Source organism: Blautia faecis (genome assembly GCF_020554845.1).
GTDB lineage: Bacteria > Bacillota > Clostridia > Lachnospirales > Lachnospiraceae > Blautia_A > Blautia_A faecis.
The window spans coordinates 1-20,901 of the sequence record NZ_JAJCIA010000033.1 but is presented as its reverse complement, the minus strand read 5'-3'; the positions used below and the strand labels follow the sequence as shown (position 1 = coordinate 20,901).

The window sequence follows — 20,901 nt, the reverse complement described above, 5'->3', positions numbered from 1 at the left end:
CTGGTGGGTGGACGCAGGCAGAAAGCGAGAAACATTGATGAAACATATAGAATTTCAGGATAAAAACGGAAGCTTTATTATACATGATCCGGAAAATTATAGCGGTCTGTATCTGCCTATGGCGGGAGAAAAAGGACTGAAATCCAGTATCACCCCTAATCTGGGAGGTGACAGCAAAACGGATCAGAATCATTTCCTTCTTGAGCCTGTAAGTATTGAAAACCTGCATAACAACCGAAATACCAGAAATTTCTGGTGTCAGGTATATAAAAGCACAGAAGCAGGTGATACTGCTCTGTCTGGAGCAGATCCGAAGCTTCTGGGCTGTTGGTCTGTCTGTGGAAATTCTGCAGAACAGGAATTTCAGAAATTTACAGATAAGCAGGACGAAAGCACACTGGAAGCTGGTTTTATGTGGCAGAAGATTTCCCGAAAATCACAAAAATATGGTCTTCAGGCAGAAGTAACATCTTTTGTTACAATTTCTGGGGACATGGAAGTAGAATATGTGGAAATCACAAATATTTCCGAAAAAAAAGTGGAAATTGTGCCAACAGGTGCAATTCCGGTATATGGAAGAAGTGCAGATAATCTTCGAGATCACCGCCATGTTACCTCCCTTCTCCACCGAATTCGGACCACCGATTATGGTGTGGAAGTAACCCCGGTTTTGTCCTTTGACGAGCGGGGACATCAGAAAAATAATACTACATATTTTGTATACGGTTCAGATGAAAACGGAGAGAAGCCGGAGTCATTTTATCCTACGGTGGAGGAGTTTATAGGAGAAGGCGGAACCTTTCTGAATCCAGAGGCAGTAAGAATTAATAAGCCCGGAAAACCCTCTGGAACAGAACTTCAGGGAAAAGAGGCTGTTGGAGGCATCCGATTCAGCCGGAAAACACTGAAACCAAGGGAAACAGCTGGTTATATTTTACTATGTGGGATTGCAGATGCCGGTGAGCAGCAGTTCCCAAGAAAGGAGAATACAGATAAAAAGGCAATAGATCCGGCAAAAGCTTCTAAATGGATAGAGTCGTTGACTTCTGGCTGCAGGACCCGCTCCCAGGTACGGAATATGCTGGAAGAAGTAAAAGAACACTGGATTCGGAAGGTTAATGTAGCGTTTGAAACTGGAAGCGAAGATGCGGATAATTATCTGAAATGGATCTGTTTCCAGCCAATCCTCAGAAGAATTTATGGATGTTCTTTTCTCCCCTATCATGATTATGGAAAAGGGGGACGCGGCTGGCGCGATTTATGGCAGGATTGCCTTGCCTTGTTGATCATGGAGCCATCTGAGGTAAGACAGATGATCATTGATAATTATGGAGGTGTTCGTATTGATGGAACAAATGCCACAATTATAGGAAGTGGTCAGGGAGAATTTATTGCAGACAGGAATAATATTACCCGTGTATGGATGGATCATAGCTTTTGGCCGTTTGTAACTACGAAGCTTTATTTGGATCAGACCGGGGATCTTGATGTTTTATTTGAGAAGATTCCATATTTTAAGGATCTTCAGTCAAAACGCGGAACAGCTCATGATGAAGAATGGAACAGCAGTTATGGTAATTTACAGAAAACAGATGCTAATGAAATATATCATGGAACTGTTCTGGAACATATTCTTCTTCAAAATCTGTGCGCATTTTTTGATGTGGGAGATCATAATGAAATGTGTCTGCATGGAGCAGACTGGAATGATGCCTTAGACATGGCCTGGGAAAAAGGTGAGAGTGTGGCCTTTACCTGTGCTTATGCCGGAAATTTGAAGGATATCGCTTATGTGCTTAGAGAAATAGAGAGTGTTCAGGGAATTAACAGGATTGAGCTTGCAGAAGAAATGGAATGTCTGTTTGCCTGTGGAAAACAGTTATATGAAAACCCTGAGAAAAAACAGAAGGTTTTGAAGCAATATACTGATTTGAGTGCCCATAATCTCAGTGGAAATAAAGTAGTGCTTTCTCTGAAAATGGTATGCAGCAATCTGGAAGAAAAAGCAGACTGGCTCGTGGAAAATATTCGGAAAAATGAATGGATCCAGGATGGGGATAAAGGCTGGTTTAATGGATATTATGATAATCATGGAAGAAAAGTAGAATATAGCGCGGTTTCAGATGAAACCGACAATAAAGCTGGTGCAGAGTGTAACACCCGAATGATGCTTACCGGACAGGTATTTGCTGTCATGAGTGGTACCGCTACAGAGGAACAGATACAGGCAATCTGCAGGAGTGCAGATGCATATCTGTATGACAGGAAAGCCGGCGGCTACCGCCTGAATACAGATTTCAAAGAGGAAAAATTTGACCTGGGAAGAATGTTTGGATTTGCATATGGAGAAAAGGAAAATGGTGCCGTCTTTTCCCATATGGCAGTTATGTATGCCAATGCATTGTACAAAACCGGTCACGCCAAAGAAGGATACAAAGTTCTTCAGACTCTGCTTGATACTGCAATGGATTTTGAACGCAGCAAAATGTACCCGGGAATCCCGGAATATTTCGATAATCAGGGAAGAGGCTTATACGCATATCTGACCGGAGCTGCAAGCTGGTATATGCTGACCATGATAACAGAAGTTTTTGGAGTAAAAGGCCAGCTGGGCGATATGGTGATAGCACCTGCACTTATGCCTGAGCAGTACGATCAGGAAGGAAAAGCTTCCTTGAAAATAGAATTTGCCGGAAGGAAATTTTCCATTCATATTTTTAACAGGGAGAAAAAAGAATGGAATAAAGTGCAGATAAAAGAAGCCTTTTGTGATGGTACTTTGCTGTCGGCAGAAGGCGGCAGGCAGGCTCGCCTGAAGCGCTCTGAAATAGAAAAACTGACTTTGGAAAAAGTACATGAAATTAATATTATTTTGAACTAATCTGGATAAAGAATTAGAAAAATGACCAGATATTCAGGAATAACAATGCATAAATAAAGGTTATTCCTGAATATCCGGTCTTTTTATGTAAGGCGGAGAATTATGCATTGCAAGAGCCTTACGTGCTAGAGCCTGTTTGAAAAATCATTCCCGCAATCTGCACGCCCCACTTTGCGGTATATTTTGCCCGAATTCAGTTGCCGTAGCCCGCTACGGCGCCTTCATCTGGACAAAATCTTCCACAAATTGTGACGCACATCATGCAGAAAGCTTTTTTCAAACACGCTCTAGGTCAGCTTACCACATGGATTTATAATACCTATCCCTGTATTTTTTTGGAGTCAGACCAGTGAAATTTTCGAATACCTGAATAAAGTGACTCTGGGAAGAGAAGGATAGGTAATTGGCGATGTCAACTACTGCTTTGTCCGAGTAGCGAAGAAGATGTGTGGCTTTTTCTATTTTTTTCTCCCTTATGTAGTCACTGATGGAAATTCCAAGATTTTGTTTGAATACCCTGGATAGATAATTCTGGGAAAGACCGGTGTGGCAGGCAAGGTCTTCTATGGTGATACGGTCCTTTATATGAGCATAGATGTAATCAATGCACTGCATAACTGGCTTGGAAAGTACGGATAATTTTTTTTGCAGGATCATTTTTCCGGTAAAATCCTTTGCCATAGTGTGGTGAAGGTCTGCAATCTGTCGCAGGGAAGTGCAGGAATCCATTTTTAAAATGTAAAAGTCACTAAGCCGGTAGGCCTGCTCTGCCTCCATCCCTCCGTCAATGCAATATCTGGTAAGCATCGCAGCTGTAACCACAAAGTGGTATTTCAGATTCGTGACAGGGTTTCTGGAAAGGACTCCGGTTCCCTCCAGATTCGTAAAAGAATCTGCATTACAGTTCTGTATGACAGTTTCCATATCTCCGGTTTTTACTGCCGTATAAAAGGAATATTCAACAGAAGGCGGCCTGTGCTTGGATTCAGTTTCGTTTTCTTCAAATTCTGTGTTGTACCAGTCTTTTGATATTGCCATGTAATCCCCTCCAAAACAAAAATGTGTCATTTTTTATATTATGACATGAATCTGATATTTTGTTAAGAGAAATAATATAATGTCAAAAATAAAAATGGTATATTTATTGCACCAAAGAGATACAGCATTAAGAAAATGCTCAAAAAAGGAGGATCTTTTATATGAAGAAGAGAGCAGTATCTATGTTACTTACAGCTGTTATGGCAGTTACCGGTATGGCTGCAACAGCAACCGTAGCACATGCAGAAGGAGAAGAGGGAAAGGTTATTAACATCTATTCCTGGAACGATGAGTTCCGTACACGTCTGGAGGCTATTTATCCAGAAGTTGAGTCCACTTCCAGCGATGGAACTGTTACAACCTTAAAAGACGGAACTGAGATCCATTGGATCATCAACCCAAACCAGGATGGTGTTTACCAGCAGAAGCTTGATGAGGCGCTTCTGAATCAGGCTGATGCATCTGATGATGATAAAGTAGATATTTTCTTAACTGAGACCGATTATGTTTTCAAATATACAGACAAAGATGCAGATGTAGCAATGCCGCTTACAGATCTTGGAATTGACCCGGATACAGATCTTGCAGATCAGTACGATTTCACAAGAACAACTGCTTCTGACTCTGACGGAGTACAGAGAGGTTCTACATGGCAGTGCTGCCCAGGAACCCTGGTATACCGTCGTGATATTGCAAAAGAAGTTTTTGGAACAGATGATCCGACAGAAGTAGGCGAGAAAGTAAAAGACTGGGATACAATGAAAGAGACTGCTGCTCAACTGAAGGAGAAAGGTTACTACACATTTTCTTCTTATGCAGACACCTTCCGTTTATATGGAAACAGCATCGCACAGTCCTGGGTACAGCCTGGTGAGACAACCATTACAGTTGACCAGAAGATTATGGATTGGGTAAATGATTCAAAAGAGTGGCTGGATGCAGGTTTCCTTAACCCTACTGTAAAAGGACAGTGGAACGATGACTGGAACAAAGCTATGGGCTCCCAGTCAAAAGTATTTGCATTCCTGTTTCCGGCATGGGGAATCGACTTTACATTAAGTCCAAACTGGGATGGCGATGCAGGCTCATGGGCAGTTACAAATCCTCCGCAGGAATACAATTGGGGCGGTTCTTATATTCATGCAGCAACAGGTACTGATAATCCAGAGCATGCAAAAGACATTATCCTTGCTATGACTGCAGACAAAGACAACCTGTTAAAGATTTCTAAGGATTATTCAGACTTCACAAATACAAAGAGTGGTATGGCAGAGGCTGCTACAGATGATGCAAACTTCTCTTCTGAGTTCCTTGGCGGACAGAACCCATTTGCATATTTTGCACCTGTTGCAGAGAACATTAAGATTGCACCGCTTTCTGCATATGATCAGGGATGTGTAGAGCTTATCCAGAACTCCTTCAGTGATTATTTCCAGGGAAATGTTGACTTTGATAAAGCAAAGGCAAACTTTGAGACTGCTATTAAAGAGCGTTATCCTGAGATCTCTGAGGTTAAATGGCCGGAATAATGTAGATAGTTCTGAGGATTTTGTTTGCAAAAACATCTTGCAGAATACTATTAAAAAAATAATGTCCATGTGACGTTTGAAAATTGGTATAAGGAACGTGGAGAGGATCCTGTAACATAGGATTCTCTCCTGTTCTGTAAGATGTGTGTAAAGGAGAACTGTTATGAAGAAAAACAAGAAAAGCATTAATTATGGAAAATGGGGCTACCTGTTTATCCTTCCTTTTTTTATAATCTATTTGATTTTTTCTTTGATTCCATTGGTTGATACGGTCCGTTACAGCTTTTTTGAATATTTCCGTTCTGGAATTAAAGAAATCGGACCCAATTTTATTGGAATGGCAAATTACATCAGTCTGCTGAAATCCGATATGTTTAAATATGGAGCAAACACATTGATTCTGTGGCTGATCGGATTTGTGCCGCAGATTGTGGTTGCGTTAGTTCTGGCAGCCTGGTTTACAGATGCCCGTTTGAAAATAAGAGGAAAACAGTTTTTTAAAGTGGTAATATATCTGCCGAACCTGATTATGGCATCTGCATTTGCACTTTTATTTTTTACTATGTTTTCTACAAACGGACCAATAAATTCTATTCTGATGTCTCTTGGATGGATTAAAGACCCTATTGATTTTATGGGATCTGTAGTTGGAACAAGATCATTAATTGGCTTTATGAACTTCCTTATGTGGTTTGGAAATACAACGATTATGCTGATGGCGGCTGTTATGGGTATCAGTATGGATATTTTTGAGGCTTCTGACCTGGATGGCTGCAATAGTATTCAACGTTTCTATTATATTACATTGCCGCTGATCAGACCGATTCTTGCATATACATTGATCACATCTATAATTGGTGGTCTTCAGATGTTTGATGTACCACAGATCCTGACAAATGGACAGGGTAATCCAGATAGAACGTCTATGACGCTGATCATGTTCCTGAACAGTCATCTGAAGAGTAAGAACTATGGTATGGCTGGTGCATTATCTGTTTACCTGTTTATTATCAGTGGTATTTTATGCTTCATCGTATATCGCATGACCAATGATAATGATCCGGATGGTTCCAAAAAGGCTGCAAAAAAACGTGCTAAGGAAGAAAGGAGAAGATTAAGAAGATGAAGAAGAAAGCAGGAAGCCAATTCAGAACAGTTTTCGCACATATCGTACTGATTCTTCTGTCTTTTATGTGCCTGTTCTTCTTTTACGTATTGATAATTAATGCAACCAGATCTCATGGGGATCTGCAGAAAGGTTTCTCAGCACTTCCAGGAAAATATTTCCTTGAGAATCTGAAAAACGTGGCAAACGACGGAAGCTTTCCAATGTTTCGGGGAATTTTGAACAGTGTGATCGTATCTTCCTGTAGTGCCGCACTTTGTACATATTTTTCATCCCTTACGGCATATGGTCTTTATGCTTATGAGTTTAAGGCAAGAAAGGTTGCTTTTACATTTATCATGGCAATTCTTGTAATGCCAACGCAGGTTACTGCAATGGGATTCCTTCGTCTGGTTACGAAGATGGGATTATATGATTCCCTTCTGCCGCTGATCATTCCCTCCATTGCATCTCCAGCTGTATTTTATTTTATGTACAGTTATCTGCAGTCGTCTCTGCCGCTTTCTCTTGTGGAGGCTGCCAGAATCGATGGTTCCGGAGAATTCCATACCTTTAATCGCATTGTGATTCCAATTATGAAGCCTGCAATTGCAGTTCAGGCGATTTTTACATTTGTTGGTTCCTGGAACAACTACTTTGTACCGGCCCTGATCATCCAGTCCAAGAGTAAAATGACGGTGCCGATTCTGATCGCTACTCTTCGTGGTGCTGATTATATGAATTTTGATATGGGTAAAATTTACATGATGATCACAGTTGCGATCGTGCCGATCATTGTTGTGTACCTGCTTCTTTCCAAGTATATTATTGCAGGTGTTACCCTTGGTGGTGTCAAAGAGTAATGGCGTTTACACAGTTTAAGCACAGTGGGACTTTGAATCCGGAAATATCTGTCTGCGAGAAAAAGCATAGCTCTTTTGCAGAAAAAGCGGCAGAGGAAGGCATTGTTCTATTGAAAAATGAAAATATTCTTCCCATTTCATTATCTGCATCGGTTGCCCTTCTGGGCATCGGTGCGGATAAAACTGTAAAAGGGGGGATTGGTTCCGGAGATGTAAATAACAGGCAGAATATTACCATTTACGAAGGAATGGAAGAATCCGGAATTCGGATCACCAGCAGGGACTGGCTGGATGATTATGAACATCGCTATCAGAAAGCAAGACTTATATGGAAAGAGAAAATTCTTGAAGAAGCAAAGCATGTAAATAATCCTTTTGATGCCTATGCATCCAATCCATTTATCATGCCGGAGGGGCGTCCTGTTTCTGAAATGGATATCCAGGAAGCTGAAATTGTTGTTTATGTAATCAGCCGTATTTCTGGTGAAGGAAAAGATCGTCGTCTTGAAAAAGGTGACTATTATCTTAGTGAACGAGAAGAGAAAGATATTCTTTTTCTAAACAGCAGAAGTGTGCCTATTGTTCTGCTTATAAATGCCGGTGGTCCTGTGGAGCTTACAGATATTCTGGAAAAAGCGCAGTGGATAAAAGGTATCCTCAATATTTCCCAGCTTGGACAGGAGGGGGGACGTGCGGTTGCAAGGATCCTTCTTGGAGAAGCTGTTCCAAGCGGAAAGCTTACAACAACCTGGGCAAAAAAATATGCGGATGTGCCATTTGCAGAGAATTTTAGTTATCTGAATGGAAATCTGGAATTGGAAGAATATAAAGAAGGAATTTATGTGGGCTATCGGTATTTCGACAGTTTTGGTGTAAAGCCACTTTTTCCTTTTGGCTTCGGTCTTTCTTATACAGATTTTAAGATTCAGTTTTGCAGTATTGAAATTGACAAGGATAAGATTGCAGTAAATGTATCTGTAGAGAATATTGGAAATACTTTTGCAGGAAGAGAAGTTGTACAGGTGTATGTATCACTTCCCCGGGGCAGGATAGAGAAAGAATACCATCGCCTGGTTGGATATGCAAAGACAAATGTATTAAAGCCGGGAGAAAAACAGGAGTTAAAGATCCTGTTTGATGGAAAAACTATTGCAAGCTTTTTTGAGGATGCAAATGCCTGGATCGTGGAAACAGGAAAGTATGGTCTCTGGATTGGAAATAATTCAGCCAATCTGAAGCTGGAGGCTTTTATAAATGTGAACCAGGATGTAGTTCTGGAGCAGACGCAGAAACTGGAGGCGTTGGTTGAATTATCTGAAAAAATGGAAGCTTCGAAGAATGTAAAGGCTGCAGAAAAGCAGCTGGAGAAAAGTAGAAATGCTGATTTTCCCACCATACAGTTTGAAGCATTGCAGAGAAAACAAAAGGCTGGAAATGTTGACCGAGAGTCTCTGGCCATGGGAAACTCGCTGGAAATTCTGGCAGAAGAGCTGCCTGTAGAAGAATTGATCCCACTTTTATACGGAAATACTGGTGGTATTAGCAGCAATCTTGGAGCAGCAGGGATTAAAGTGCCTGGTTCAGCTGGCGAAACTTCAGAAGCTCTTTATGAAAAATATGGAGTTCCGGTATTGATCATGGCAGACGGACCAGCTGGTATCAGACTGCAAAGAAGTTATGAGGTAAATCGCGAGAATGATTCTGTTTATGGAATCGGTGTTCTTGGTTCTTTGGAAAATGGATTTCTGGTAACAGAAAAGCCTCACCAAAATGCAGATACGTATTATCAGTACTGTACTGCTTTTCCGGTTGGTACAGCTTTGGCGCAGTCCTGGAATCGGCAGCTGTTGAAAGAGTTTGGAGAAATGATAGCTGAGGAAATGGAGAAATTTGGCGTCAATCTCTGGTTGGCACCGGGAATGAATATTCACAGAAATCCCCTGTGCGGACGAAACTTTGAATACTATTCAGAGGACCCGCTGCTTGCAGGAAGTCTGGCAGCAGCAGTTACCAAAGGGGTTCAGAGTAAAGCAGGATGCGGGGTAACGATTAAGCATTTTGCATGCAATAATCAGGAAGATAATCGTATGGGAGTAGATGTTCATCTTTCTGAAAGGGCTCTTCGTGAGATTTATTGTCGTGGATTTGAGATTGCCATAAAGGAGAGTAAACCTGTGGCAATTATGTCCTCCTATAATCTGGTAAATGGGGTACATGCCGCAAACAGCAAGGATCTGTGTACCAGAATTGTGCGTGATGAGTGGGGATTTGAGGGCGTGATCATGTCGGACTGGAATACTACGGAACCCAAGGATGGAAGTATTCCATGGAAGTGCACAGCTGCCGGAAATGATATTATCATGCCGGGAAGTGAGAATGATCATAAAAGTATTCTGGATGGTTACAGAAGCGGGGAGCTTTCAGAAGAAGAAATTCGTATTTGTGCCAGAAGGGTCTTGAAACTAATTGATAAACTGCGAAGCAGTTATTTGGTTATGAGCGAGTAGTGAAGCGGATTGCGAATATTCGCTTGACTAAAAGGACTGAGCAAGGTATGCGTATGTGTACTTTGCTCTTATTTTTTTCATTTTTATAGAAATTATAAAGAGAGATGTGGTAGTATGGAAAATACCAGCGATACAAAAAGAAAATCTGGGATGGAGCTTGAGGTGAAAGATGGTGCTTTGCTGTGGCAGAGTATAGAAATAGACGAAAGCAAGAAGAGCGTATAAAAGCAGTGGAAAATGGAAGGAGAGTCTAAATGGATGAGCGAAGCAAACGGGCGCAGATGGAGCGGAAGAGGAGAATTCGTAGAAAGAAACAGAGACGTCGGGTTTTGATTAGTGCGCTGGTGGAAGTTTTGATTCTGGCAGTGTTGGCTTTTGCGTTTTGTTGGAACAGAGGACTGGAAACGAAAATTTCAGGCTTTTTCGGACGATTCGACAGACCGCCTGTGAAGGAACTGGATGTGACGGGAGTAAATAGTTCTAATATAGTTCTAATGGATGTGAAGAGTGGAATAGTTATTGGTGACTTGAATGGAAAAGAGCAGATTTATCCGGCGTCCATGACGAAGATCATGACTGCAATTGTGGCGCTGGAAGCATTTTCAGATCTGGATCATGAGATTACTTTAAGTGAGAATATTTTTTATGCTCTGGATGGACAGGATGCCACACAGGCAGGCTTTCAGCCAGGGGAGAGCGTGAGAGTGCGTGATCTGGTCTACGGCGTAATGCTGCCTTCCGGAGCAGAATGTTGTCTGGCTTTGGCAGATGAAGCATCCGGCTCAGAAGAAGCATTTGTGGAAAAGATGAATAAGAAGGCCAAGTCCATTGGGATGAAGGATACCCATTTTATGGATTGTACTGGCTTACATGATCCAGAGCATTATAGTACAGCATATGATATTGCGCTGCTGCTTAAGTATGCGTTACATAATGATACTTTCCGTGAAGTGGCAGAAAGCCATTTCCATTCTACGCCAGCTACCAATGTACATCCGGATGGAATTACCTATTACAGTACCATGTTTAAAAATATGTCGGATACATCGGTAACCGGCGGGGAAATTCTGGGTGGCAAAACCGGGTATACCTCTGAGGCAGGGCATTGTCTGGCAAGCTTTGCACAGATATATGGCAGGGAGTACATTCTGGTAACTGCAGGCGCCGCGGCGGACGCTACGGGAGTGCCGCACATTCTGGACGCGAAAACAATTTATAACCGACTGGGCGAAGCGGTGGCACAGAAATAAGAAATGACAAATCCAGTGAGGAAGTGAATGCTCTTTTTCTATGCTGTGTTTCGAGTCAGGCTGGTGTTATTTCGCCATTTGCAGGATTGCCACAATATCTTCTTTCGTCAACGGCTGGAAGAAGCCAATGTGTCCGTTTCTGCCGAAAACGCATTTCTCAGCCATTTCCTCGATTTGGGCATCGGTTGGATAAATGCCAAGTTCAGTAAGGGTGGTTGGCATGCCTATAGAGTGGCACCAGGTCTCCCAGGCAATGATGGATGCGAGAACAGTATCCGTAATATCAGAATCGCTGGTCTGGGAAGCATCAATTCCGAAAACCTTCTCACCAAACTGTGCAAACCTTCCCGGATTTGTCTTATACACATATCTCGCCCAGCTTCCCCAGACAGCTGCAAGTCCGGCTCCGTGAGCTACATCAAACATACCGCCGAGTTCATGCTCAATCTTGTGTGTGGCAAAATCAGATACCCGTCCGGCACCAGTCAGACCGTTATGGGAAAGGCTTCCGGCCCACATGAGAGTAGCCCGGGCGTCATAGTTCTCAGGGTCTTTTACAGCAACCTGGGCGGCATCACGAACGGAAAGCATCAGTCCCTCTGCAATCCGGTCAGTAAGGCTGGTATCTGTGTCTGTAGGGGTAAAATAACGCTCCATAGTGTGCATCATAATATCAGCTGCGCCGCTGGCTGTCTGATACGCCGGAAGGCTGTAAGTCAGCTCAGGATTCATAATAGCAAATCTGGGGCGTGAGCAGTCGTGCCCATAGGAACGTTTCATCATACCGTCTTCAATGGTGAGAACCATGGAGGAAGACATCTCAGAACCGGCAGCTGCAATTGTAAGGATAACACCGATTGGCAGATTTTTATCTGTTTTTACACGACCGTAAAGCAGATCTTCTATTTCAAAATCATTGGCGATTCCGTAACCGATTCCCTTTGCTGTATCAATTACGCTGCCGCCTCCAATTGGCAGAAGGAAGTCAACACCTTCCGACCGTCCAATGCGGATCCCTTCTTTTACCAGGGAAAGGCGAGGATTGGGAACCACGCCACTAAAGTCTATATAGGAAAGTCCGGCTCCATTCAGGCTCTGATGTACACGTTCCAATAGTCCTGATGATTCAACATGTCCTCCTTTTTTTCCATAAATGATCATAACTTTATGCCCACCAAATGCGGCAACCTGTTTGCCAGCCTCGTTTTCCCGGTCTGCACCGAAAAGAACTCTGGTAGGAGTGTAAAAATCAAAATTTATCATGGGAAATGCCTCCGTAAAATATGAAAATAAATTTGCGATTCTTTGCAAAAAGTGTTCTGTGAGCGGTCTTATGCATCTGACATCATTATATATGCTGGAAATGTAAATGACCAGAGCGGATTTTGTAATTTTATGGGATAATTTTTCGAACGATAAAACTTTACTTTTAAGCTGTGATTTTGTAAGGTATGGTTATAGAGGAAAAACAGAAAAACGGTGCACAGTTATTCTTTACTTCCAATATAGAAAACTATATAATAAAAGGAGAACTGACAGATGAAGTAAGTCCGGAGCTGGTAGAATTGCTTCATTATATTGAACATACCACTCAGGACATGGCAGATGGCTGTAAAAGCGAAAGAATACATAAGATGCAGAAGCGTATATGCAGTATCAAATCCAGTGAGGAAGTGAGTGTGAGATATATGCAGAGATGGGAAGAAATGGAAATGGAAAAAGAGGCGGCACGTGAATTAGGACTCGCAGAGGGCAGAACCCAGGGACTTACTGAGGGCAGAACCCAGGGACTTACTGAGGGCAGAACCCAGGGTCTTGCGGAGGGAAGAGCGGAGGGAAGAGCAGAGGGAAGAAGTTCTATGGCACGATTGATAGATAAATTATTAGAAGAAAATCGCATAGAAGATTGTAAAAGAATAGCAAAAGACCCAGAATTTTGTCAACATCTGATGGAAGAATTTGGAATAGAGTAAAAAATAAAAGTGGAACATTCTTTAAAATTAATAAACAGAATGTTCCACTTTTCCTGTATCGTTATATGTTAGCTAGAGAATATCTGGCTTTTATCGATTTCCCTGGAAAGCAGCTTCTTATAACTGCAATCCATCCCGATTGCTCCAAGTGGTGCAGTGATCAGAATTCCCAGTACAGCCACAGAAAGCACGATCTGCCCGCAGGAAAGTCCCATAGCCATTGGAACAGACCCAATCGCTGCCTGTACGGTTGCTTTCGGAAGGTAGGCAATGGAACAGAACAGTCTTTCCCGCCATGTTAGGTTTGTTCCGGTAACACAAAGAGAAACGCCCAGGGTACGGATCAGAAGTGCTGCAAAGATCATGGCCAGGGCAGCAGGACCGGCTTTTAAGGTATAGCGGATATCTACAGAAGCACCTACAAGTACAAAAAGCAGGACTTCAGCAGCCAGCCATAGTTTCCCGAATTTCTGGGAAAGGCGGGCAGAAACGGAGGCGGTGCATTTTAGCTTCAAAACACAAGCCATGCTTATCACAGCCAGAAGTCCGGAGACGGAAACCACAGGCTTCAGCCATGTCTCAATGGACATAAGCAGGAAAGCCACGCCCATTACTACGATCACTTTCATGCTGTTTCGCACCATATGACTGTGCGCATAAGCAGTTTCGAAAAACAAGGAAAGAAGATAACCAGCCACACTTCCAAGTGCAATACCCAGGATAATGGAAACCGGAATGTTGATAAAATCTTTCAAATGTGCGCTGCCGCCCTGTGCCATAGTAGAAAATGTGGAAAACAGCACGATCACATAAATATCATCACAGGAAGCGCCTGCCAGGATCATCTGGGGAATGCTTTTGGCTGTGCCGTATTTTTCATCCATCAACTGTACCATTCTTGGGACAACTACAGCCGGGGATACCGCACCCATTACAGCGCCCATCACAGCCGCTTCCAGTCTGGTAATTCCCAGAAAATACGGTGCCAGCAAAAAGTAAGCCAGGATTTCGAAAGTTGCAGGAATGCAGGCCATCATGATGGCAGGACGTCCCACTTTCTTCAGATCGGCAAGATTCAGGGAAAGTCCCGCTTTCAGCAGGATAATGATCAACGCGATCTGCCGCAGCTCCGATGAGATGGACAGAATCGACGGATCCAATACGTTCAGCACATAAGGTCCCAGTAAAATACCGGTGATCAGCATACCGATAATACGCGGTAGTTTCAGTATCTGGCAAATAGCAGCCAGGGAAAGTCCCACAAGAAAAATAAAAGCCAGAGATGTTAACATTGTTATAAATTCCTCCTTTTTACGCAGAAAAGCTGATGCTTCCTGCGACAATTGTTATCACAGAAGTCATCAGCTTAATAAGCGGTTCGGGATGATCCCGGGGAGACATTCATTCCCATTTGTTTCTGGTGGTATAATAGCACATTATAAAAGTGGTGGCAAGAAGAAATTATAAATCAAATAACAACTTCTGCTGTGCACGTTACTGCTCACTCTGTGACCAGTAACCGCTCCGCGATGCACAGAAAGACGAACCTTCTTGTGACAAGCACAAGAAGTAGCGTTTGCTGCGCAAACTTAATTCTCGGGTTTTCTGTGAACTTTGTTCACGAAAAACACCTCGCGGAATGTTACCAGTGAACAGTAACCTGTGCACAACAACGTGCTTTGTAACATGTAGAATCTAAGTTTTGTATCATTAGGCGTTGGGTGAAGAGAATTAAAACAACGTCTCTTCATTCTCCTCAAAAAGTTTATCATTAATTTCAAACAACTTAAGCCTATGAAGCAGTCCATAATAAATAATGGCATCTCTTTTTAATTTCGGATAAAGCTGTGCCATTCCACAAAGCTTCAGCAGTTCCTGGGTTTCGTCAACCGTCGCTTCAAGCCCATAACACAGGCACAGCAGACGATTCCGCGATGGATTACGGCGGCCTGCGAAAATCTGATGGAGATATATTTCGCTCATACCGGCCTGTTTGGCAAGCGCTGCCTTAGAGATATGTTTCTTCTCGAACAGACGGTTTAATAATTCTGCCACACTCTTATTTTCAAATTGCTCCTGGTTCTGGGACAGAAACTGGCTCAGATCCGGGGAATCCATAAGCTCCTGCTGTAAACCATCTGTATTTTTCTTTTTCATATTCGCGCCTTTACAATAATTTGTCAATAAGTTAAAATAATTTTAACAATACAATCAAATAAAACTATACTATAAAAAATTCTGAAAAACAATATGCAGTCAGCATAGTGGTTGTTACCCTCTGGCAGTGTTCCATAGCTGTGGGAGTGCCATTGGCGAGGAACAGCTGATTCTCATAGCGTGCAGGTGATATGTCCATTTGGGGAATGATAGTTGGTGATAAGGAGAAATATGGAAATTTATGACAGTCTTTTAGGCGCAGTTTGTGACGAATATGACAGGGTCACATTGATCAAAAAAAGCGAGCGGGGCGAAGTAACCTTGATACGCCACAGGGCAAGCGGAAACCGCTATATTTTCAGACATTTTTCCGGCAGCAGTGAAGTGTACCGGAAGCTTCTTACGGTATCCTGTCCCAATCTGCCCCAGATCATGGAGGTGGGGGAAAAGGAGGGAAAAACAGCTCTTCTGGAAGAATATGTGCAAGGTGATACGCTGGGGGAGATTTTACAGGGCGGACTTTTGACAGCGGCACAGGCAAAGCAGATCACCCGCCAGCTGTGCATGGCTTTGTGGGTGCTTCATTCCCTGGGAGTTGTACATAGAGATGTAAAGCCAGATAATGTGATCATACGTGGAACCGAAGCGGTTCTTATCGATTTTGATGCTTCCAGAATTTATAAAAATGAAAACAGAGAAGATACACAGATTCTTGGAACCACAGGCTTTGCAGCACCGGAACAGTATGGGCTCTCCCAGTCTGATGGGCGTGCGGATATTTATGCACTGGGAGTTCTGCTGAACATTATGCTGACTGGGGAACATCCCTCCAGGAAGCTTGCCAGCGGAAGAATGGGCAGGATCGTCCAGCGTTGTACCATGGTAAATCCGGAGAAAAGATACAAGAATATCCTTCATCTGATGGAGGTTTTGTAAAGCATAAAAAGCTTATGGTCTCTGGAAAAAAGCCTGTAAATTTATAATACAAGATGGATAATTACTTACTAGAGTGTGTTTGAAAAATCATTCCCGCAATCTGCACGCCCCACTTTGCGGGAGATTTCACCCGAATTCGGTTGCCGTAGCCCGCTACGGCGCCCTCATCCGAGCGAAATCTCCCACAAATTGTGACGCACATTTTGCAGAAAGCCTTTTTCAAACACGCTCTAGCTGTAAGGTATGTTAACCATAAATATATCGTAATAGGAGAAAAATATGAGTAAAAAATGTATAAAATGCGGACAGCCTCTTTCGGACAACGCTTCTTTTTGTCCTCACTGTACAGCAGTCCAGAAGGAAAAACAGGAGATAAAAGCACCGAAACGATGGAGAAAGGCGGCTTTTGGAGCAGCTGCTGTGGTAGTGCTTCTGGCAGCTGTTGGAGCAGCTTTTTCCCTGCATCACCGTCCGAAGTCCTATGAGGGAGGGGCGCAGGTGGTTTATAAAGACAAAGGAAAATCTTATAAACTGCTGTTGAATTTTTCCGAAGATGATGGAGTAACAGGACATGCCCAGGGTGAACGTACTGATACATTGGCACAGGGAATGGAGAGTGCCCTTCCATGTCAGCTGTATGTTCTGGATCAGGAGACTGGAGAACTGGCGTGGGAAGAATTTACAGAAAAGGTAGTTTCCTGTAAGGTGGATACAAAACCTGGAGAAAATTCCCGGAAGGTAGATTATGTAGAACCGGTTCATAACGAGAGTTTTCCAAATGCAGCATATGTTTCTGATATTATTTATACCTCAGACAGCGGTACTAACGATATCTTGTGGAATCTGACGATGAAAAACGGAGATACGATTTCTCTTAGCACACGGCTTACCATTGAAAAGCAGGCAGCAGTTACCTATTTTTCAGAGGATACGCCTATGGAGACCACAGAGGAACTGAATGCATTGCTGGCTTCCATTGAGGAAGAGGTGTCATCGGAAATTCCGGTTTACCTTCATCTTCCGGCAGTAACTTATGATGGTGATATTGTTTTTGGAAATCATGTGTGGGGAATTTATGGCAGCTCAGACGGAGATGACGTGACTACTTTCACAGGAACCGTCAGCTTGCGCGGATTGAATGGAAATTACGCGGAAATGTCAGGAATCCAGTTTAAAGGGAATTCTGGAATTGGGGTGAACGCGTATTGTCTTACTTTACTTTCCAAATGCAGTTTTAATGGTTGGGATACGGCTGCAATTGCCAATAATGAAGCCTGGGTAAATGCAATGGACTGTACTTTTACCAATAATAAAATTGCACTGAAGTTTAACAGCAGCATGGCTTATGGTACAGCGCCCAACTATCTGAATAATACATTTACCGGAAATGGAACGGCGGTCTGCATTGAGAATCTACCTGGGAATGAAGTCCTTGATTTCGCGGGAAGTACTTTCTCAGAAAATGATGTGGACATTGATAATAAAGCAGAGCATTCGGTGGATACGGCGAAGGCAAATTTTGAGACTGCTTCGGAGTAATGCTCTGTGAGGGCTTTTTTATATAGCGTTCAAGTAATATTTTAATAAGAGTTTTAGGGTTACAGATTAATCATTTTGCGGTCTGTAACTCTTTTTATATCACGGCACAATGGCAGATGCCGCCGAGACTCCCTGCTGCAGTAGCAGAATCCTGCAAAGTATGATTTCTGTGCATCGCGAAGCGTGTTGCTGTGAAGGTCGTGAACAGTAATAATTTCTTCTTGTACTATGCTTTCAGGTAATTGCTTTCCTTCCTCCTATTATTATATGATAACTTATCAGTCTCAAATAAAATTACAAAAAATGGGGGTCAAAGGATGAAGAAAAGAACATTAGCGCTGGCGTTGGCATTGGGGTGTGTATTTATGTCTCCAACGCTTTCCTATGGGGAAGAGAATGCAGAGGTAGTTTCAGAAATAGAAGAGGATTCCAGTACGGATGAAGGAAACAATAACTCCTGGGGAAAAGTTGCGGTAGTAGATGACTTCGGGGATGCAACGGGGCAATCTGTTATAAGTACGGTTGTTTCCGGAACCTTTAGCAACACGGCAACAACCGGTAGTGATCTGCTTGTCACAGCATATATTAATTTTGATGAATTTGATTATTGTTATGATTTATCTTTTAAACTTTTAGAGTATAAGGATACCCCTGCTACTTATTTTTCTTCTGATTCTAAAGAATTGAAAATAAAAGTTGGAAGTATAAATACTGTATATGAATATGGTTTGCTAGGTGAGGAACCCAATGGCAATGTTTATGTCAGCGGATCTTCAGGAGAAGATATTGTGAAATGTTTATATGAAGGAAATGATATACGTTGTGTACTGAATCTTGGTTCATCTAAATATAGCTTTGCATTGGAAGCAGGCAATATCGCAGAGCTAATTGATGAAGGCGGATATGGTGCGCCGTTAGATGAGGAAGGCAGGAAGGAAAGAAAAAGTAAACATGAAATAGAAGAAGCGCAGGAAAGCAGCAGGAAAAAACAGGAAGCAGAGCTTGCACAGGCGGAGAAGGTTATAAAACCCAAAGATGATTTTATTGCTGCATATGTGAATCATACAGATGCGGATAATGACTATGAAAGTGGATTTTATTACTTCAAAGCTCATGCAGACGAGTTTGAGACTTTAACAGAAGAGGAATTATCCTCCATTTTTCCATGCAGATTCCGGTATTATACTGTTAATTGGGCAATTGGCGGAACCACTGGTGCCGGAGACCTTTATGAATATGACGCAGATGGTAATACAAAACAGCTTGGAAGCTTTGGAACAGATGACAGCTATCGCACAAGAGAAGAAATAAATCCCAACTGGCCTGAGATTAATGGAAGCTGGCGAATCGAAGATGGAAAACTGATCCGAACAATTACATCTGGAAATCAGGAAAAACGTTATATTGTGAAATCATTAGACCGTGACGGCTATTATTTATTATGCTTTGAAAGTGCAACCGGCGAGGTGAATGCGGTTATGATGATTGTTTTATATGATGAGAACAATATGCCGTTGTATGAATTTACAGAAAATTAAGTAAAAAATAGAGAGAAAAGCTATGCTGGGAGGGGCTGTGGTCCGCACAAATTAAACGAAAAGGGAGAGACACATTTTGAGAGTTTTTAAGAGTGAAAAATGGGTTAGGGACACCTGATTTACATATTAAAAATGACGGAAGTCTGCCCAAAAAGGGAATCACGAAAGTGATTCCCTTTTATAAAAAGCTTTATTTTATGCGATTCCCCGGTAAAAATTATTCTCCAAAGTATCTCTTAAGAAGACCTGCGAATGCTTTGCCGTGTCTTGCCTCATCTCTTGCCATTTCATGAACTGTATCATGGATTGCGTCAAGGTTAGCTGCTTTAGCACGTTTCGCAAGATCAGTCTTACCAGCTGTTGCACCGTTCTCAGCGGCTACACGCATCTCAAGGTTCTTCTTGGTGCTGTCTGTAACAACTTCACCTAATAACTCAGCGAATTTAGCTGCGTGCTCTGCTTCCTCATAAGCAGCCTTCTCATAATACATACCAACTTCCGGATATCCTTCTCTGTGAGCAACACGTGCCATAGCAAGATACATACCAACCTCAGAGCACTCGCCCTCGAAGTTTGCTCTTAAATCAGCAAGGATGTCTTCGCTGACACCTTTAGCAACGCCTACAACATGCTCAGCTGCCCATGCCATTTCATCATCCTGTTTCGTAAATTTCTCAGCCGGAGCCTTGCAGATTGGACATACTTCCGGAGCTGTGTCACCTTCATGAACATAACCACATACACTACATACCCATTTAGCCATAATTAAATTCTCCTTTTCGTATATAAAATTTATTTTTAATTTTTAATAATAGTAATTATTACTGTTTTATAGTAACATATTGTTTCCCGCTTGTCAAGAGTTATTAAAATTTTTTTCAAACAGGATCGAATGTTCACTTAAAGTTTGGTTCTGTGGCCATTGCTTGTCGAGCGGCTGTAATTCCCTGCAAAATAGATATGACCAGAAAATGAAAACTTTATTCAACTGTTTAGTGAGACTCTTCCTTCAGGCATTCCTTGCAGATTCCGAAAAATCTTGCTTTATAATCGGAAATCTGACCGTCCTTAAAGTCAGCTGCAATACTCTCAAGACTTTTATCAATATGTTCGCTGAATACGTCCATCACTCTGCCGCAGCGGGTGCACATAAAGTGACAATGGGGAGCGGTGCGGGCATCGAATCGGTCTGCTCCGCCAAAGCTGGAAAGCTTCTGTATTTCACCCAGATCAGCGAGAAGAGAGAGGTTTCGGTATACAGTTCCAAGGCTGATGTTTGGATAAATCTGCTTCATATTCTCATAAACAAAATCAGCGGTGGGATGGTCGGTTCTGCCAGTAAGAAACTCCTTAATAGATTCTCTCTGGCGGCTGTATTTCAATGTGGCCATCTGATTCCTCCTTTCTCTCGATAATAGTAATTGTTACTGATATTAATATACAAGATAATTGCAAATTTGTCAATAGTAATTTGTCTAAATTTACACTAAAATTATAAATATTGCATCGCTGTAAAATGATAAATTTGGGTGTCAAGCGTTTTTGAAAATGTCCTAAAATAATTGAAGTATTAGCCCCGGCTTTT

18 protein-coding genes, 3 pseudogenes and 1 riboswitch are annotated in these 20,901 nt (G+C 42.3%); of the genes and pseudogenes, 12 read left to right on the top strand and 9 right to left on the bottom strand.

Annotated elements, in window-relative coordinates:
- Positions 1-37: 37 nt before the first annotated feature.
- Positions 38-2,881, top strand: coding sequence for a GH36-type glycosyl hydrolase domain-containing protein (locus LIZ66_RS14440; protein WP_227201026.1), 2,844 nt, complete (start codon positions 38-40; stop codon positions 2,879-2,881).
- 118 nt (positions 2,882-2,999) lie between these two features.
- Here the strand turns inward: LIZ66_RS14440 and LIZ66_RS19495 are convergent.
- A pseudogene (locus LIZ66_RS19495) lies at positions 3,000-3,128 on the bottom strand (DUF6783 domain-containing protein).
- Here LIZ66_RS19495 and LIZ66_RS19490 point away from each other — a divergent pair.
- Positions 3,078-3,197, top strand: a pseudogene (locus tag LIZ66_RS19490) (DUF6783 domain-containing protein); the annotation flags it as partial. The pseudogenes LIZ66_RS19495 and LIZ66_RS19490 overlap by 51 nt on opposite strands.
- Here LIZ66_RS19490 and LIZ66_RS14435 read toward each other — a convergent pair.
- A complete protein-coding gene (locus tag LIZ66_RS14435) occupies positions 3,179-3,919 on the bottom strand; it encodes a helix-turn-helix domain-containing protein (protein ID WP_148463499.1) in 741 nt (246 codons plus the stop codon). The pseudogene LIZ66_RS19490 and the gene LIZ66_RS14435 overlap by 19 nt on opposite strands.
- 161 nt (positions 3,920-4,080) lie before the next feature.
- Between LIZ66_RS14435 and LIZ66_RS14430 the strand changes: the two genes are divergently transcribed.
- The 5 genes from LIZ66_RS14430 to LIZ66_RS14410 all read left to right on the top strand — a co-directional run bounded on the left by LIZ66_RS14430 (position 4,081) and on the right by LIZ66_RS14410 (position 11,173).
- Positions 4,081-5,448, top strand: coding sequence for an ABC transporter substrate-binding protein (locus LIZ66_RS14430; protein ID WP_195992856.1), 1,368 nt, complete (start codon positions 4,081-4,083; stop codon positions 5,446-5,448).
- 163 nt (positions 5,449-5,611) lie between these two features.
- The gene (locus tag LIZ66_RS14425) at positions 5,612-6,574 is read left to right on the top strand and encodes a carbohydrate ABC transporter permease (protein ID WP_148463497.1); all 963 of its coding nucleotides are present in this window, start codon (positions 5,612-5,614) and stop codon (positions 6,572-6,574) included.
- The gene (locus LIZ66_RS14420; protein WP_148463496.1) at positions 6,571-7,416 is read left to right on the top strand and encodes a carbohydrate ABC transporter permease; all 846 of its coding nucleotides are present in this window, start codon (positions 6,571-6,573) and stop codon (positions 7,414-7,416) included. Before LIZ66_RS14425 ends, LIZ66_RS14420 begins: the two co-directional genes overlap by 4 nt.
- Positions 7,416-9,923, top strand: coding sequence for a glycoside hydrolase family 3 protein (locus LIZ66_RS14415; RefSeq protein ID WP_187566035.1), 2,508 nt, complete (start codon positions 7,416-7,418; stop codon positions 9,921-9,923). The genes LIZ66_RS14420 and LIZ66_RS14415 overlap by 1 nt, the downstream gene beginning before the upstream one ends.
- Positions 9,924-10,177: 254 nt before the next feature.
- Entirely contained in the window at positions 10,178-11,173 is a 996-nt protein-coding gene (locus LIZ66_RS14410) for a D-alanyl-D-alanine carboxypeptidase family protein (protein WP_226815530.1), read from the top strand.
- Positions 11,174-11,239: 66 nt separating this feature from the next.
- Here LIZ66_RS14410 and LIZ66_RS14405 read toward each other — a convergent pair whose 3' ends face one another.
- On the bottom strand, positions 11,240-12,436 hold the full coding sequence (locus LIZ66_RS14405) for an iron-containing alcohol dehydrogenase (RefSeq protein ID WP_148463494.1): 1,197 nt from the start codon (positions 12,434-12,436) through the stop codon (positions 11,240-11,242).
- 188 nt (positions 12,437-12,624) lie between these two features.
- Between LIZ66_RS14405 and LIZ66_RS14400 the strand changes: the two genes are divergently transcribed.
- Positions 12,625-13,146, top strand: a complete 522-nt coding sequence (locus tag LIZ66_RS14400) for a FliH/SctL family protein (protein ID WP_227201025.1) — start codon at positions 12,625-12,627, stop codon at positions 13,144-13,146.
- A gap of 68 nt (positions 13,147-13,214) precedes the next feature.
- On the opposite strand, the gene LIZ66_RS14395 is transcribed toward LIZ66_RS14400, so the two are convergent.
- Positions 13,215-14,438, bottom strand: a complete 1,224-nt coding sequence (locus tag LIZ66_RS14395) for a cation:proton antiporter (protein ID WP_173717003.1) — start codon at positions 14,436-14,438, stop codon at positions 13,215-13,217.
- 53 nt (positions 14,439-14,491) lie between these two features.
- Positions 14,492-14,564: riboswitch (Fluoride riboswitch) on the bottom strand.
- Between the two features lie 313 nt (positions 14,565-14,877).
- Positions 14,878-15,303 carry a helix-turn-helix domain-containing protein gene (locus LIZ66_RS14390; protein ID WP_148463803.1) on the bottom strand — a complete coding sequence of 142 codons (426 nt, stop codon included), beginning with the start codon at positions 15,301-15,303 and terminating at the stop codon, positions 14,878-14,880.
- Between the two features lie 231 nt (positions 15,304-15,534).
- Here LIZ66_RS14390 and LIZ66_RS14385 point away from each other — a divergent pair, with 231 nt between their 5' ends.
- Positions 15,535-16,239, top strand: coding sequence for a serine/threonine-protein kinase (locus LIZ66_RS14385; RefSeq protein WP_148463804.1), 705 nt, complete (start codon positions 15,535-15,537; stop codon positions 16,237-16,239).
- A 61-nt stretch (positions 16,240-16,300) separates the two neighbouring features.
- Here LIZ66_RS14385 and LIZ66_RS19485 read toward each other — a convergent pair whose 3' ends face one another.
- Entirely contained in the window at positions 16,301-16,429 is a 129-nt protein-coding gene (locus LIZ66_RS19485) for a DUF6783 domain-containing protein (RefSeq protein ID WP_308768443.1), read from the bottom strand.
- Here LIZ66_RS19485 and LIZ66_RS19480 point away from each other — a divergent pair.
- The 3 genes and pseudogenes from LIZ66_RS19480 to LIZ66_RS14375 all read left to right on the top strand — a co-directional run.
- Positions 16,379-16,489, top strand: a pseudogene (locus LIZ66_RS19480) (DUF6783 domain-containing protein); the annotation flags it as partial. The gene LIZ66_RS19485 and the pseudogene LIZ66_RS19480 overlap by 51 nt on opposite strands.
- 29 nt (positions 16,490-16,518) lie before the next feature.
- Complete coding sequence (locus tag LIZ66_RS14380; protein WP_173717434.1) at positions 16,519-17,778, top strand: zinc ribbon domain-containing protein; 1,260 nt, start codon at positions 16,519-16,521, stop codon at positions 17,776-17,778.
- 317 nt (positions 17,779-18,095) lie between these two features.
- Complete coding sequence (locus LIZ66_RS14375) at positions 18,096-19,316, top strand: hypothetical protein (protein ID WP_173717435.1); 1,221 nt, start codon at positions 18,096-18,098, stop codon at positions 19,314-19,316.
- 217 nt (positions 19,317-19,533) lie between these two features.
- Here the strand turns inward: LIZ66_RS14375 and LIZ66_RS14370 are convergent, their stop codons facing one another.
- From LIZ66_RS14370 to LIZ66_RS14360, 3 genes are all read right to left on the bottom strand, one after another.
- Complete coding sequence (locus LIZ66_RS14370; RefSeq protein ID WP_148463755.1) at positions 19,534-20,079, bottom strand: NADH peroxidase; 546 nt, start codon at positions 20,077-20,079, stop codon at positions 19,534-19,536.
- A gap of 229 nt (positions 20,080-20,308) precedes the next feature.
- Positions 20,309-20,707 (bottom strand): Fur family transcriptional regulator, encoded by a 399-nt coding sequence (locus LIZ66_RS14365; protein ID WP_148463756.1) that lies wholly within the window; start codon positions 20,705-20,707, stop codon positions 20,309-20,311.
- The coding region (locus tag LIZ66_RS14360; RefSeq protein WP_227227642.1) for a hypothetical protein at positions 20,667-20,901 on the bottom strand (235 nt) is incomplete at its 5' end. The genes LIZ66_RS14365 and LIZ66_RS14360, both read right to left, overlap by 41 nt.